The organism is Bacillus sp. JJ864, assembly GCF_036963045.1.
Lineage (GTDB): Bacteria > Bacillota > Bacilli > Bacillales > Bacillaceae_G > Bacillus_A > Bacillus_A pseudomycoides_C.
The window spans coordinates 1-13,692 of sequence record NZ_JBALLY010000124.1 but is presented as its reverse complement, the minus strand read 5'-3'; the positions used below and the strand labels follow the sequence as shown (position 1 = coordinate 13,692).

General features: G+C 33.6%; 15 protein-coding genes. 5 read left to right on the top strand and 10 right to left on the bottom strand.

Going from position 1 to position 13,692, the window contains the following annotated elements:
* Window positions 1–207 precede the first annotated feature (207 nt).
* Window positions 208–633, top strand: coding sequence for a TIR domain-containing protein (locus V7024_RS18170; protein ID WP_335522427.1), 426 nt, complete (start codon window positions 208–210; stop codon window positions 631–633).
* A 15-nt stretch (window positions 634–648) separates the two neighbouring features.
* Window positions 649–1,317, top strand: coding sequence for a hypothetical protein (locus V7024_RS18165; protein ID WP_335522425.1), 669 nt, complete (start codon window positions 649–651; stop codon window positions 1,315–1,317).
* A gap of 470 nt (window positions 1,318–1,787) precedes the next feature.
* Here the strand turns inward: V7024_RS18165 and V7024_RS18160 are convergent, their stop codons facing one another.
* From V7024_RS18160 to V7024_RS18150, 3 genes are all read right to left on the bottom strand, one after another.
* Window positions 1,788–2,135, bottom strand: a complete 348-nt coding sequence (locus tag V7024_RS18160) for a YolD-like family protein (RefSeq protein WP_335522423.1) — start codon at window positions 2,133–2,135, stop codon at window positions 1,788–1,790.
* Window positions 2,132–3,397: a Y-family DNA polymerase gene (locus V7024_RS18155; RefSeq protein ID WP_335522421.1), complete on the bottom strand. Its 1,266-nt coding sequence runs from the start codon at window positions 3,395–3,397 to the stop codon at window positions 2,132–2,134. Before V7024_RS18155 ends, V7024_RS18160 begins: the two co-directional genes overlap by 4 nt.
* A gap of 457 nt (window positions 3,398–3,854) precedes the next feature.
* Window positions 3,855–4,199, bottom strand: coding sequence for a winged helix-turn-helix transcriptional regulator (locus V7024_RS18150; protein WP_098916758.1), 345 nt, complete (start codon window positions 4,197–4,199; stop codon window positions 3,855–3,857).
* A gap of 320 nt (window positions 4,200–4,519) precedes the next feature.
* On the opposite strand from V7024_RS18150, the gene V7024_RS18145 reads away from it, so the two are divergent.
* Both V7024_RS18145 and V7024_RS18140 read left to right on the top strand, forming a co-directional pair.
* A complete protein-coding gene (locus V7024_RS18145) occupies window positions 4,520–5,734 on the top strand; it encodes an MFS transporter (RefSeq protein ID WP_335522418.1) in 1,215 nt (404 codons plus the stop codon).
* Between the two features lie 16 nt (window positions 5,735–5,750).
* Window positions 5,751–6,590 (top strand): aldo/keto reductase, encoded by an 840-nt coding sequence (locus V7024_RS18140; protein ID WP_098916762.1) that lies wholly within the window; start codon window positions 5,751–5,753, stop codon window positions 6,588–6,590.
* 119 nt (window positions 6,591–6,709) lie between these two features.
* On the opposite strand, the gene V7024_RS18135 is transcribed toward V7024_RS18140, so the two are convergent.
* From V7024_RS18135 to V7024_RS18125, 3 genes are all read right to left on the bottom strand, one after another.
* Window positions 6,710–7,294 carry a hypothetical protein gene (locus tag V7024_RS18135; protein WP_335522416.1) on the bottom strand — a complete coding sequence of 195 codons (585 nt, stop codon included), beginning with the start codon at window positions 7,292–7,294 and terminating at the stop codon, window positions 6,710–6,712.
* A gap of 17 nt (window positions 7,295–7,311) precedes the next feature.
* Window positions 7,312–7,791, bottom strand: a complete 480-nt coding sequence (locus V7024_RS18130) for a PH domain-containing protein (protein ID WP_335522433.1) — start codon at window positions 7,789–7,791, stop codon at window positions 7,312–7,314.
* A gap of 64 nt (window positions 7,792–7,855) precedes the next feature.
* Window positions 7,856–8,602 carry a ribonuclease gene (locus V7024_RS18125; protein ID WP_335522414.1) on the bottom strand — a complete coding sequence of 249 codons (747 nt, stop codon included), beginning with the start codon at window positions 8,600–8,602 and terminating at the stop codon, window positions 7,856–7,858.
* 172 nt (window positions 8,603–8,774) lie between these two features.
* On the opposite strand from V7024_RS18125, the gene V7024_RS18120 reads away from it, so the two are divergent.
* Window positions 8,775–8,975, top strand: coding sequence for a Tn3 family transposase (locus V7024_RS18120; protein ID WP_154713361.1), 201 nt, complete (start codon window positions 8,775–8,777; stop codon window positions 8,973–8,975).
* A 767-nt stretch (window positions 8,976–9,742) separates the two neighbouring features.
* On the opposite strand, the gene V7024_RS18115 is transcribed toward V7024_RS18120, so the two are convergent.
* The 4 genes from V7024_RS18115 to V7024_RS18100 all read right to left on the bottom strand — a co-directional run bounded on the left by V7024_RS18115 (window position 9,743) and on the right by V7024_RS18100 (window position 13,452).
* Window positions 9,743–10,729, bottom strand: a complete 987-nt coding sequence (locus tag V7024_RS18115) for a hypothetical protein (RefSeq protein WP_335522429.1) — start codon at window positions 10,727–10,729, stop codon at window positions 9,743–9,745.
* A 60-nt stretch (window positions 10,730–10,789) separates the two neighbouring features.
* A complete protein-coding gene (locus V7024_RS18110) occupies window positions 10,790–11,488 on the bottom strand; it encodes a DUF1963 domain-containing protein (RefSeq protein WP_335522412.1) in 699 nt (232 codons plus the stop codon).
* A 36-nt stretch (window positions 11,489–11,524) separates the two neighbouring features.
* Window positions 11,525–11,947 (bottom strand): DUF1801 domain-containing protein, encoded by a 423-nt coding sequence (locus V7024_RS18105; protein ID WP_335522410.1) that lies wholly within the window; start codon window positions 11,945–11,947, stop codon window positions 11,525–11,527.
* A 152-nt stretch (window positions 11,948–12,099) separates the two neighbouring features.
* Window positions 12,100–13,452 (bottom strand): patatin-like phospholipase family protein, encoded by a 1,353-nt coding sequence (locus V7024_RS18100; protein WP_335522408.1) that lies wholly within the window; start codon window positions 13,450–13,452, stop codon window positions 12,100–12,102.
* Window positions 13,453–13,692 lie beyond the last annotated feature (240 nt).

Sequence of the window (13,692 nt, the reverse complement as noted above, 5' to 3'; positions counted from 1 at the left end):
TAATCAACACGCCTGATATAAAATATTAATTTTATTATTAGTGTATAGAAGGAAGGGGAAATCATATCTATTTTTATGGATGTGATTTCCCCTTTTATCTAATATAATCTTTGCTCTATACCTTGCTAGAAATTACTAGTTATTACCTAATGTGTTATAATTATCTTATGTAAAATAAATAATATAATAGAAGGGATAGGGAACCAAATGGCTAAAAAAAAGGTTTTTGTAAGTTTTGATTATGAAAATGATAAGAGCTACAAGTATTTACTTGAGGCTTGGGATGCAAATTCCGATTTTGAATTCACGTTTGATGATCGCTCATCAGGCGAAATTAATAGTTGGAGTATTCCAGTTGTAAAGGGAGCATTAACAAAGAAAATCAATAGTGCTACCTATACTTTTGTGATTGTTGGCAAAGAAGCAAACAAACAGCACAAAGATCATAAAGAAATAGGATTTAAGAATTGGATTAATTTCGAAGTAAACCGAAGTAAAGCTAATAAGAATAAGCTACTTGCAATTAAACTTGATAAGAGCTACGAATCTCCTGACGAATTATTAAATGCTGGTGCATCTTGGGCATATTCATTTACTAAAGATGCGATAATGACTGCTCTGAAGAATTTGTGAAATTGAGGTAATTTTATGGGTGAGGAAGAGACAAAACTTCAAATACTTCACGACCATTACAAAGATACGTTTGCTTTGCAGCGGGAATACCTGAAGTTTAGAGATCGATTATTCATTTACACTTTGTTAGTTTTTGCAGCTATGTTTATTCTTATCATTGTACCTGTTGATCCGTCAAAAGCTGTTTCAGATATTGTAAAGGAACAACTCAAAGTAACATTGAGTATAAATAGCGATGCAATTCACACCATGTTATGGTTTGGATTATTATGTTTGGTCGTAAGGTATTTTCAAACCAACATAGTAGTAGAACGACAATATGATTATATCCATAAAGTTGAGGAAGAGTTGAATTCATCCTACGATTCTCAAGGAGATATGTTCACAAGAGAAGGAAAATCGTATTTGAATAATTTTCAATCGTTTAGTACTCTTGCTGGATATTTGTATATATTGGTTTTTCCAGTGCTGTTAATTATTGTTACAAGTTACAAATTATATACGGAATTTATAGGAAGGACTTCACTTAATGTAACTTTAATATTGGATGCTGTTTTTTGGTTGTTGATTTTTGTTTATACCGTAGTTTATTCTATATCGTTACATTTCAAAAAAATAAAGAAAATATGGTTGAAAGTTAAAAGTACATGGATAAGAGTTAGAAATAGATACTTATCAAGTTGATTTTTTATTCCTGTTGTAACGGGCAATAAGTTTATATTATTCACAAAGGTTCACTGTAACGTAGAGCCCTACAAAGATATCGTTTTTCTATTATTTGGTTTTAGTCTATCCTACTTGTTCAATTCCACATTAGTTTTATTACTAACATCTTAACAAGTAAAAATAAAGAGGTCATATCTATTGTGAAGACATGTCCTCTTTATTTTTGTCTGTCTATTGATGCTAGAAGAGATACGGGAAACAACATTTTTTGAGAATGATTTAAATGAGCGACTATATATTGAGGAGTGGATTCGTAAAAGACCAGAAATACTAGAGGAGTTAATAATTATTGGACATTATTACGATAAAATACCATTGAATAGCACTTATTAATTGATAATCGCAAAGAGTGATTTGTAATCATAAAGAGCTATAGACAGCCATATGAAGCTAATTGAATACACAGCTAAAATAGCCGTCACTAGATCTTAGTCAACCCCCACAATACCATCAAACCCCAACCGCAAAGTAACCCCAAACAAATCCTGAAAAAACACCATCCTAGTCTGCCCTGCAATCGCTTTTACAACAACTGTCTCATGCAAAATCTGCCCATCTTGGTAATAAGAAATCAAAATCGTTTTTTGTAATTTCATTGATTCAAGTAGCGCCCTTTCGATGTCTTCTTTCATATCTTGTGTAACAATCGGACGTGGTATTTTTGTTTGATCTTTAATGATTTGTTTTATACCGATAAATTGCTCGGGCATACTCGCAAATGGCTGCCACTTTACCATTCCTCGGCCTTTTATTTTGGGTACTCCTATATTATTCATGCTTTGTGTCCTCCAATCAGTGTGTTTCTGTATCTTCCAGTAGCGGTAGGGGAGTAGGATACTCCGCGCAGGATGCTATTTTTACCGAAGCGTGTTCTTATTTCATCCATTGTTTTTGCAAGGATGATTTCTCGTTCTCTTGCATATATGTCATCAAAGAGGCTGATTTGTTCTTCGCCTTCGTTTACTAAATTCGTTAGTCCAATACTGACTGTGCGAATCGGCTCGCCGGTATGTAGTTGCTTTAAGAGTCTTAAGCAAACGCGATAAATATCTAATGTTAGGTTTGTAGGACGTTCTAATGTACATGATTTTTTGAATCCTCCAGGAGAATCCTTACTATAGCCAATAGAAAACTGTATCGTTCGTGTTAGTTTATGTTTGCTGCGTAATCTGTAGCAAACTTCTTCTGTATGTTCTAATAGAATCGGCTGAACCTCATGTATTTCATAATCGCGTAAAAGGATTTGGCTTTTACAAATAGAAGTTTCATGTGGTACATATTTTTCTGAAATACGACTAAAGTCAATGCCGTTACTATGTAAGTGAAGTTCTTCGCCGATTACTCCGAAGCTTTCCTTTAAATAATGCAATGGATAATGCGCTAGATCGCCGATAGTAGCAATCCCTTCCCGAGTTAATTTTGCTTCCGTTCTGTGAGAGATACCCCAAAATTTACTTAATGGCCGTATTGGCCATAGTTTTTCAGGTACATCGTTATAAACCCAATAAGCAATTCCGTTTTTCGTTTTCTTAGCTTCTATATCCAAAGCGACTTTACTCATTAATAAGTTCGGTCCAATGCCGATCGTACTGTGGATGCGAGTATGTTTGTATATCTCCCTTTTGAAGTTCAGCGCAAATTCATATGGATGATCCGCAAACAAGTGGAGACTTGCGGTTACATCCATGAAAAACTCGTCAATCGAATATTGATGAAAATCCTCTGTCGCCACGTATTGTAATGCTAGTTTTGTTATGTAATTCGAACATCTTATATATGTTTCCATAATCGGATTGACAATAAGTATGTCTGGCCGCCGAGGGATTTCGTACAGCCGACTCATTTTTTTAACTCCTAGGTCTTTTAGCGGCGGAGTGGCAGCTAATACAATCGAACCTTGTCTATTCACATCGCCAACAACGGCTAGTTTCGTACGCGATGGATCGAGTCCCATTTTGACGCAGGACACACTAGCGTAAAAACTTTGTAAGTCTACGCATAAGATGTAACGGTTCGGTAATAGGGAATAGTCATACAAAGTAATCACTCCTACATGTAAGAACGTTTGTTCTTATTATACACGAACTTACGTTCTTTTACGAAGAGTTTTTTCATAAAAAAGAGCTAAATCTTTGATTTAGCTCGATTAACAGGCTGTAAATTTTTACTGGGTGTTTGCATGCATTTTAATTGTAAGCTAGGGAAAGGAGAATGATGGTACAGTGATATATCAATATGAAATTGATTTTTTTGTCATGTATAGTGACAAGGTAACAACTGTACAATTTGCAACAATTCCATCATATTTTTTAGAATTCGCAAAAGAAAAGTTACAAATAGAAATAAAACGAAGAATAGGTAATTGTGAAATTTTGATTTACACCACAAGTTTATAAGGTTTAGGAGATAAAAAATATAGTATGGAGTACGACCAGCATTTCGGAAGAACTCCACGCTAAAGATTATTTGCACCGTAACAATACTGTACGTTTTTGTTATTCGTCTGCTGTAATAAGCATGGACGTGTTCCCATTCTTTTCGAGATGACATTCACCCCAAGTACAGAGAGAATCTAGTATGGAATCTAAAGACGAACCGTAATCAGTTAACGAATATTCTACTTTCGGTGGTACTTGGTTATATATTTTTCTTTGGATTACACCGTCTGCTTCTAGTTCGCGTAATTGTTGTGTTAACATTTTTTGTGTAATACCAGGCATTAAACGTTTTAACTCGCTCGTTCTCTTTTTGCCTTTCTTTAAATGACAAAGGATAACAACTTTCCATTTTCCACCGATAACCTCTAAAGTTGCCTCCACAGGAATATTGTATTTCTTCATATGAAAATCTCCTTTGATGAATTTAGATCTAAATAACTTAAAGGTTACTTTTAAGTACCTATAGCACTTTTAAGTACGTACTTTTTATTGCGTTGAATATGTTTCATAATAACATACGTAAGAGGTAAATGAGTAGTACGGTACCAAAAGGTTCCTATATTACTTTTTGGTGCCTATATTACTTAAAGGTGCGTTATTCAGAAAAAAGATGAAATCATTCATAATAGCATTTATAGGAAATAATATATTTTTTCGGAAGATAAAAGGGCCTTTTTATCATACTATTATGATTGGATTTCTGGTATTAAGGAGGAGTTCAATTGAATTCATATACAGTATCTTCTTCAGGGGTTCAAACAAATAGAAGAAGTGTGTTAGCGTTATTAGCATTAGCAATTAGTGCGTTTGGAATTGGGACAACGGAATTTATTAGTGTCGGTTTATTACCATCTATTTCGGAAGATTTACATGTTTCGGTTACAACAGCTGGTTTAACCGTTTCCTTATATGCGTTAGGGGTAGCTTTTGGAGCGCCTGTTTTAACGTCGTTAACGGCTAGTATGTCGCGAAAGACATTATTAATGTGGATTATGATTGTTTTTATTGTAGGTAATGGAATTGCATCGGTTGCAACAAGTTTTACTGTATTACTTATTGCGAGGGTTGTATCTGCTTTCGCGCATGGCGTTTTTATGTCGATAGGATCCACAATTGCAGCTGCACTCGTACCAGAGAATAAACGTGCTAGCGCGATTGCTTTTATGTTTACTGGTTTAACTGTTGCGACTATTACAGGTGTACCAATTGGAACATTTATTGGTCAACAATTCGGCTGGAGAGCATCGTTTATGGTGATTGTGGTAATTGGAATCGTTGCCTTAATCGCAAACAGTATGTTAATTCCTTCTAATTTAAAAAAAGGCACGTCTGTATCATTTCGTGATCAATTCAAACTTATCACGAATGGAAGACTATTACTTGTTTTCATCATTACTGCATTAGGGTATGGGGGAACATTTGTAACATTTACGTATTTATCTCCGTTATTACAAGAGGTAACAGGATTTAAAGAAAGTACCGTTACAATCATTTTATTAGTGTATGGAATTGCAATTGCGATTGGAAATATGATCGGTGGGAAGCTATCAAATCATAATCCAATTCGTGCATTATTTTATATGTTTTTCATTCAAGCAATTGTATTATTCGTACTGACATTTACAGCGCCATTTCAAGTAGCAGGGCTTATTACGATTATTTTCATGGGGCTATTCGCATTTATGAATGTTCCGGGGCTACAAGTGTATGTCGTTATATTGGCTGAACGATTTGTACCGAGCGCTGTCGATGTTGCTTCAGCAATTAATATTGCAGCGTTTAACGCAGGAATTGCTCTTGGGGCTTATTTAGGTGGTATTGTAACGAACTCGTTAGGGTTCATTCATACAGCATGGGTAGGCGGCATTATGGTAGTAGGCGCTGTTATTTTAACAGCTTGGAGTATGAAGTTAGAAAAAAGAGGTCAAGTAAAATAAAGGAGAGAAAAGTATAATGAAAAATTTACAAAGTAAAACAGTATTGCATAATGGTGTAGAAATGCCTTGGTTCGGTTTAGGTGTATTTAAAGTAGAAGATGGACCAGAACTTGTAGAGGCTGTAAAGATAGCGATTAAAGAAGGATACCGTAGTATCGATACAGCTGCGATTTATGGAAATGAGAAAGCAGTGGGTGAAGGCATCCGTGCAGGTATAAAAGAAGCTGGGATTTCGAGAGAAGATTTATTTATCACTTCAAAAGTGTGGAACGCAGATCAAGGATATGAAACAACAATCGCTGCATATGAAGAGAGCTTAAAAAAATTAGAACTAGATTATTTAGATTTATACCTTGTTCATTGGCCTGTAGAAGAAAAATATAAAGATACGTGGAGAGCGTTAGAAACACTTTACAAAAATGGCCATGTGCGTGCGATTGGCGTAAGTAATTTCCAAATCCATCACTTGCAAGATGTCATGAAAGATGCAGAAATGAAACCGATGATTAACCAAGTGGAATATCACCCACGTTTAACACAAAAAGAACTACAAGCTTTCTGTAAAGAGCAAGGAATTCAAATGGAAGCATGGTCACCGCTTATGCAAGGTCAATTATTAGATAACGAAACATTACAAGAAATAGCTGATAAATATGGTAAAACAACAGCGCAAATTATTTTACGCTGGGATTTACAAAATGGCATTGTAACAATTCCAAAATCAACGAAAGAGCATCGAATTATTGCAAATACTGATATATTTAATTTTGAATTAACAAAAGAAGATATGGAAAAAATCGATGCATTAAACGAAAATCACCGCGTTGGTCCAGATCCTGATAACTTCGATTTCTAATGAAAATTAGTAAAAAGAGGCTGTCCAAAAGTTTCACTTTTTGGACAGCCTCTTACTTTTGTTAACTTGATGGGTCACCATATAGAGCCCTTTACTAATAAGTATTTTGTTCAATTTTATTATTGCTCGCTTTTTGCTTTCATTTGTTTTTCATACACATATTTAGCTGTTGAAAAATCATTAGGAAAATCACGTAATGCGTTATTCATTATATTTAATTCTTCCTGAGATTTGATAGCAATCCTATTCAAGTAATCAAACGCTTCTGATTGTTTTTTTGCAACATAATTTTGTGTGGAATAGTCGTCTGGGAAGTCTTGTTTTGCTTTTTCCTTAACTTTATCCATAGCGCCAGCTTTATCAATTTTTTTCATAGGATTTTCAAAAGCATCTGTCGTTTGTTGCTGTTCCTGTTTTGGCTCTTCTTTCTTTGGTTGTTCTTGTTGAACAGGTTGCGTTTGAGTAGCTTGAGCAACTGGTTTCGATTGAGCCTCTTTTAATCTTTTTACTTCATTTTCTAATGATAGTTTTTCAGCTTGTAAGTCTTTAATTTCGCTTCTTAACTGTTGTTTTTCATCAAAGTTTTTATCAACTAATTTATTATATTCAGCTCGAGATACATTATCTTTTGATATAAAAATATTAATAATTACGATTAAAACAGATACTCCTATCAATACACCTATTATTTTTTTCTTGTTCATTCATGATTCTCCAATCTCTATTTCAATCTATCGCGTAGTACTTTTACAATCGAATCAATATTGTAATCTGGAATATTACGGATAGTACGCTTTTTTGAACCGAACATCTTTTTTAGTTCTAAGTAAATGATTTCTGTGTTCATGATTGATACACCAAACATCCCTTGAATGATATCGAAGTCAACACTCTTAATATCTTTGTATTTAACAATCTCAGCTTCAGCTCCGCCAAACAGTCCGCCTTTCATCATCACGAAATACAAGTTATGTTCTCCAACAACAATAAACCCTGTTTTCGTTAACTTCGGATCAGCCACATCAAAGTAGTAAATTTTCTCTCCTGTTTTCATAACCTTGTTCAATGCATCGAAAGCATACTCATAAAATTTACGCTCTGTCTTTGGAAGTTCCTTTGATATATCAACCCTATCAGTCAATGTTACTGGATATTCAATAACTCCATACCGTTCATCTAGCTTTTTATACTTTATACTTATATTTATCCCTCTTTATATTTTTATATTTACAATTAATCATAATAAGAATGAAAAGAACTCTTTTTTAGTTACGACTAATCCCTAGTTTAGTTTCAACTTCTGTTAAATTAGCTGCTGCATTTATAATTTTTTTATCGGATAGATTAATTGACTTTTTAGCTTCTTCCATTCTGCCTTTCATAGGAGCAATACCTTTTAAACCTTGGTTTATAGCAGTTGCAGCGTTCCCTCTATAGTTTGTTGCTAAACCAAATTCTTCTCTAAATTTAATCATTTTCTCTTTTAGTACAGGATCGTTTAGTTTATCAGCTGCTTTGAATTCTATATTCTTTTTAGAAAGGTCATTGTATTTATTTGAAATTGACTCCATTTTTTCTTTTAAAGAATTTTTATCTACAGAAGAAGGATCCTTATTGACTTCTTCCCAAACTGGCTTCCATTCTTTGTTCCAAATTTCATCGTATTCTTTAATCATTTCATCGATTTTAGGCTTTATTTCGTTTTCATAAGTAGTTTTATCTGTATTGCCAGTTTGTTTTTGTTGGGCGGTGTTTTCTTTCTCTTTCTTTTGATCGACTTTCTCGTTATTTGAGTTTTCTTTTTTCTTAGGTTCAGCAGAAGTTGCCTTTGTTTCTGTATTTTTTACATTATCTGTTTTTGGTGACAATGAGAAACACACCATAGACAATACTAAACAAGAAATTGCTGAAATAACTAATTTCTTTTTCCTTTTCTTTTTAATAGCGGCTACTACTATCATTACACATATAGCAATAGCAGCAAAAAAGAATAATACCATTAATGCTTGCATATGAATCCCTCTTTTTCATTTTTACTCATTTTAAAAGTGCAAAATGTAAGATTTGCCTAACAAGCATAACAGATTTAGTTATAACTGTTTTGTCATATTGTGTCGAAGATTAAAAGAAAAAAGAGAAAAATTATGATATCTCCTTTGTTTTAGGGAAATGTATATATTTTAACTGTGGAAATTTGTCGGGATTTCGCTTACTTCAAGATTACGGGACCTAGTGGGTTCTAAACTATACACGTTTGAAAAGCCGGGACAGCATCCAGACATGAAGAAATTGCTAAAAGGTAGAATACATATGAAAGTGATTCAAGAAATTTATTATGATGTTCTTCGATTGGCGTACCCTATAAACTATAATTTTTTTTTATAGTTTATTAAAAAGACTCATAACTAAAACGTGGAATTTTTTATTCATATCAACTGTAATTTTCATAATTCTGTATATTTAAATGTAATGATTTTGTAACATTTATGAAAGAGTTTTGAAAGATTTTTAAGGTAAGATAACTATGATGAACTCATTCATGTTGTCTTTAGCATGTCATTAGCAAAATACAAGGGGCAAATATGGCATGCCCATCAAGTTAGGATTTTGAAGTTCTCTAAAGCCCTAATCGAAAAGTTTTTTAGAAGTTCATCTTATTTTTTGATTTTGGAGAGCAACGAAATTGTAATTAGATGGTAACGGAGAACACTAATAAATCGTAGGAAATATATACTAAGGAATGTAAATGATTTTAATAAAAAACGTAATTAAGACTTTGTTTTGGCGGTTTTTATAGAATACTAGGGAAAATATGAGATAAAAATCACCATAAACCTTTGCTTTTCGCAAAAAAATTCTTAATGGGTAAAAAATCATTTTTTCCACTTCCAAGCCGTTTCTTAGTGTATGTTTTTTACGTGATGTTAGTGGTAAATATAACCGAACAGATAGAGGTTTGAAGGATCCATTTGAATAACTAAAGAATAAGAAATTATGCACAAAATAAGAGCTGAAAGGTTCTTTTTTTTTGTGCATGTTTTAGGGTTCAGTTTGAAATTTCGTTATAGCGGGTGTCTCAACATAATAAAAGAAAGAGCATATTTTGAAACATGCTCTTACACCAAATAATAAACGTAAAAAGTGTTTAAGATTTATTCCTCAGGATATCGTTTTTTTACAAGTTCTTCGATGTTATTACTTTTTCTGATTTCTTCTGATGATAACCAGGATCTATATCTTGTTCCATTCTTGTTGGTTAAACATATGGTAAATTCTTTATTATGTAGTTCCTCGTTAAGGATAGTGATCACCTTTGTTAGATCCTCAATTAAAGGGGAATCGTTTTTAAATTCACTGGCATTAATAACTAAATTCACGTCATACTCCGGACACTCCCCATCTTTCGGATGTGAACAAGTAATACCTTTAAATACAAAACGGTCGTTTTGTATTTCTTTTAATCTATCTATTACTTTTGTTTGTGTTTGAATCAAATATGTCCAATAACCGTCTAAAGTGTTTTTCATTGTTAGGAGCAGTTCTTCTTTTGTTATAACTTTTTGCACATTATTGAAAGGGAGACCTATAAATTCACCATTCTGGTCCTTAATTTCAAGTTCTGTTATCTTTCTGTTACTCTTCTGAATGAGTTGGAATAGAGCATATAAACGATCTAATTCTGCGGATTCAAATTGACTATAATCAATTTTGTTATTCGTTTTTAAAGTTAATAGCAACTCATCAATTGGTTTATCATAATTATCAACTATATATTGAAGAGCACTTTCTTTTTCAACTTCCTCGTAGCCTAGCTTTTTCATTTCTTTTAAAGTTGGTTCAAATTTCTTATATTCCTCATATGTATTTTTTCCGTATTGGTATTCATCACCTTGTATTGTTGAATAGAAGAGGCCGTTTACCTCTACGCGAAATTGCATATTTTTGTTGTTTTTTGCTTGAACAGTATGATATGTATGTCCCATATTCCCTTCATGTATAGCACCCCAATGTGTTACAACAACATCAATTCCATGTTTTTTCTTTATATATTTTTTTACCTGATCTTCATTTTCGTAATTACAACCACTTAAAAATAAGAAACATACCACTAGCAACATTATATTTTTCATTCTTTTCATAAAAAATCTTTTCAAGGATAATCACCTCTTTTAAAACCGCAGTCATTTAACATTCTATCCCTACAAGAAATCACAATGTGCAATCCAATCATTTGTTTTCATATTTTTGGCAAAGTAAATGCCGCCGCCATGAATAATTCCAAAGCGTGCCTTTGGATCTTCCGTTATTTGAAAAACAAATTCATAATCCGGAGGCCATTGGATACCTGATTGCGCAAAGCAAGCATAACCTCCTAATTTATGTATGTAACGATTTTCTTCAAAAATATCTTCGTAATATTCCATTCCGGTCGTATCTTCAAGTTCTAAAATTCTATCTTGCATGTTACTAGGAAAATCATCCGTATCCCATAGGGGAAACTCATCGGTTACTAGTTTTGGGATTAACGGAAAAGCTTTTAGGTTTTGAAACGTAAGTGACATTTCATTAGGTACTAATTCCTCTAAAGAATCATATTCTCGAATACAAAAATTTCCTGATAAGTTGGATAAATCTTTATCAAAGTTTGGAGAAAGAAATAATGCTATGGCTTTTATATCTTTTAATGCTTCTGGAACAAAAGGAGCATGAGTTAAATTAAGCATCATGATCGCATACATTTTGCCATTATAACGGTCGATTGGGTAAGTTTCATTCGGTAATGAATAGGGGATCTTTCCAATCCAACTTTCATTTATAGATAAATCGGGTCTTTTTCCACCTGTTTGAAATATAGTTGCTTTTTTTCTTAGGATCTTCTTTATGTTGTCTATTTCCAAAGTATTTCTCCATCCCCTCTATTTAAATAAATCTCATTAATGATTTGGATACGTCTCTTTTAAAAAGCTTACAGATTGTTCGATTAGCGCTTTTAGAACATGAATATCAATGTCAGCTACTTTATTAATGTATACACATGATTTTCCAGATGTGTATTTTCCAAGGTTTTTCAATAGTTCTTCTCGCTTAGGATCACCAGCTGCAAAATATAAACTGATTTTGGCTTTTCTAGGGGAAAAGCTTACTAATGGGGCATCTCCTTCATGACCAGATTCATATTTATAGTGGTATGTACCAAATCCGATAATGCTCGGTCCCCACATCTTTGCTGTGTATCCTGTTGTTTCAGTAAATATATCTAATAATTGATAGGCATTTTCTCGTTTTTTTGGACTTTCAACACTTTCGATAAACTCAATTACACTATTGTTGGTTTCTGTTGTTTTGAGTTTGTACATATTAGAGACACTCCTTTTTAGATATTGGTTTCATCACATAGATAATTATAATATAGAGGTCACCATACATGTGTATCAAGTTAAGATACTATAACGAAAAAATGCCATCCCTTTTGTATAAACACACTAAAGGGATAGCGAGGCCATATCGCTCAAGATTCCTTCATATCATGAAGTTTTTGAAAAAGGCTGCCAGCTAAGCGATGTTTGCCACCTGACCGTAGTGTATCTGAAAGTTGTTTTATATCTTCCGATGCGAATGTAGGGATCGATATGTTTTGTAAATTCTTCATATAATCTGGTAGTAACGTCCGCAGGGCAATGTCCATTCGAATTTCACCTGCACGTATCAATGTTTGAATTTCACTATCATGGAATCCGTCCAAATCCGTCCGAAGTCCCGCTAATAATTTTTCAATATTCTCTTGATCGGAAGGAGACGAATAAAAATGGTAGTCTGGTAAGGAAACGTTGTCGGTATAAAAAGGATTGTTGTTTGGATCTAATAAAGTCTGAATAGGTTTACTAAGAATGAGCTGTAATCCTGGATACGTTTCGGGATCTAGATTACGCAGCATTTTTCTTCTTAATACTACAATTTGACTATTCGATGTATCAAAAATGCGTTTGTTTAATTCAAAATGTGTTGGTTTTTCATTTTCTTTCCACTCTTTTTCAGCCGCAGAGGCATCTAACACCAAGTATATCTCATCGGGGTTTTTAGGAATGAATTTCATAGGTTCTTTTCTATGCTTTGCCAGATGAGGATAGCTATGTTTCGTATTATCGGTTCCGTCCTGATCCGATAATATCAACGGTTCTGTTCCAATATTATCGAAAACACCTCCGTCTGAGAACCAAAGGGTATCATATTTTTCTAATGGACTCCCCTGCATGCGATTGTCTGGGTCGCTAAAGATTCGATCTGCTACTGATAAAGAAATAGGAGCAAATAATAACGGAAAAGCGGCTGAAGTAGCCACAGCATAAGAAATGGAAATGTCATCTATTTGATTTGTTTGTCCTATATATGTGCCATACATATGATCATTTGAAAAATAGAACATCCGCATCGTATCTAAACAAGTTGTATTACAATACCAAGTAATCGGAAGGTTTTGTAATTCTTCCATTCGGACTCCGCCGCAAAGGGATTCATCAAGTAACGTTGGAAGTGCATGACTACATTTCTCACGAAGAGATTTCAAAGATAAGACTTGTTTTGTAAAAGAATTTGTAATCAATTTTGTGCGAAGGTCGATTTGTCCGAGTTTCACTAATGGAGTAATCACACGCTCTTCAAAATCAATCACATTTCGAAATTCACCGCCCTTATATAAGGCGAGCATAATAGCGGCAGCAGTGATACTACCTCCAGAAACAGAGCTGATACTGGAGACATATTTATCTAATTTACATTCAACTAGCCGTTTATACCCTCCAAGTGCATAGAATGAAGCCCGAAATCCACCACCAGAAAATGCTAATTTCAGTTTTTTATCCAAAACGAATTCCCTTCTTTCATTATGCAAATTTGTATATTTGAAATAATCTCCAACTGTGGGAGTAAGTATGCAGTGTGTGTATTTTACAATATAAACAAAAAATTCCATAGAGTATAATAAATATAAATCTTTCAAATGAGGTGAAGTGGATGTCTTTCCGTATTGTTCGAAGTAATTAGTTTTCGGGTTGGATAAAACGCGTACCAGCTATCAAGGGAGAAGTGATGCTAGACTAAAAAG

What these genes read in the sequence shown, in the direction of transcription:
- V7024_RS18170 (WP_335522427.1), top strand. Translation starts at nt 208, where the DNA reads ATGGCTAAAAAAAAGGTTTTTGTAAGTTTTGATTATGAAAATGATAAG.
- V7024_RS18165 (WP_335522425.1), top strand. Translation starts at nt 649, where the DNA reads ATGGGTGAGGAAGAGACAAAACTTCAAATACTTCACGACCATTACAAA.
- V7024_RS18160 (WP_335522423.1), bottom strand. Translation starts at nt 2,135, where the DNA reads ATGAATAATATAGGAGTACCCAAAATAAAAGGCCGAGGAATGGTAAAG.
- V7024_RS18150 (WP_098916758.1), bottom strand. Translation starts at nt 4,199, where the DNA reads ATGAAGAAATACAATATTCCTGTGGAGGCAACTTTAGAGGTTATCGGT.
- V7024_RS18140 (WP_098916762.1), top strand. Translation starts at nt 5,751, where the DNA reads ATGAAAAATTTACAAAGTAAAACAGTATTGCATAATGGTGTAGAAATG.
- V7024_RS18135 (WP_335522416.1), bottom strand. Translation starts at nt 7,294, where the DNA reads ATGAACAAGAAAAAAATAATAGGTGTATTGATAGGAGTATCTGTTTTA.
- V7024_RS18125 (WP_335522414.1), bottom strand. Translation starts at nt 8,602, where the DNA reads ATGCAAGCATTAATGGTATTATTCTTTTTTGCTGCTATTGCTATATGT.
- V7024_RS18115 (WP_335522429.1), bottom strand. Translation starts at nt 10,729, where the DNA reads ATGAAAAGAATGAAAAATATAATGTTGCTAGTGGTATGTTTCTTATTT.
- V7024_RS18105 (WP_335522410.1), bottom strand. Translation starts at nt 11,947, where the DNA reads ATGTACAAACTCAAAACAACAGAAACCAACAATAGTGTAATTGAGTTT.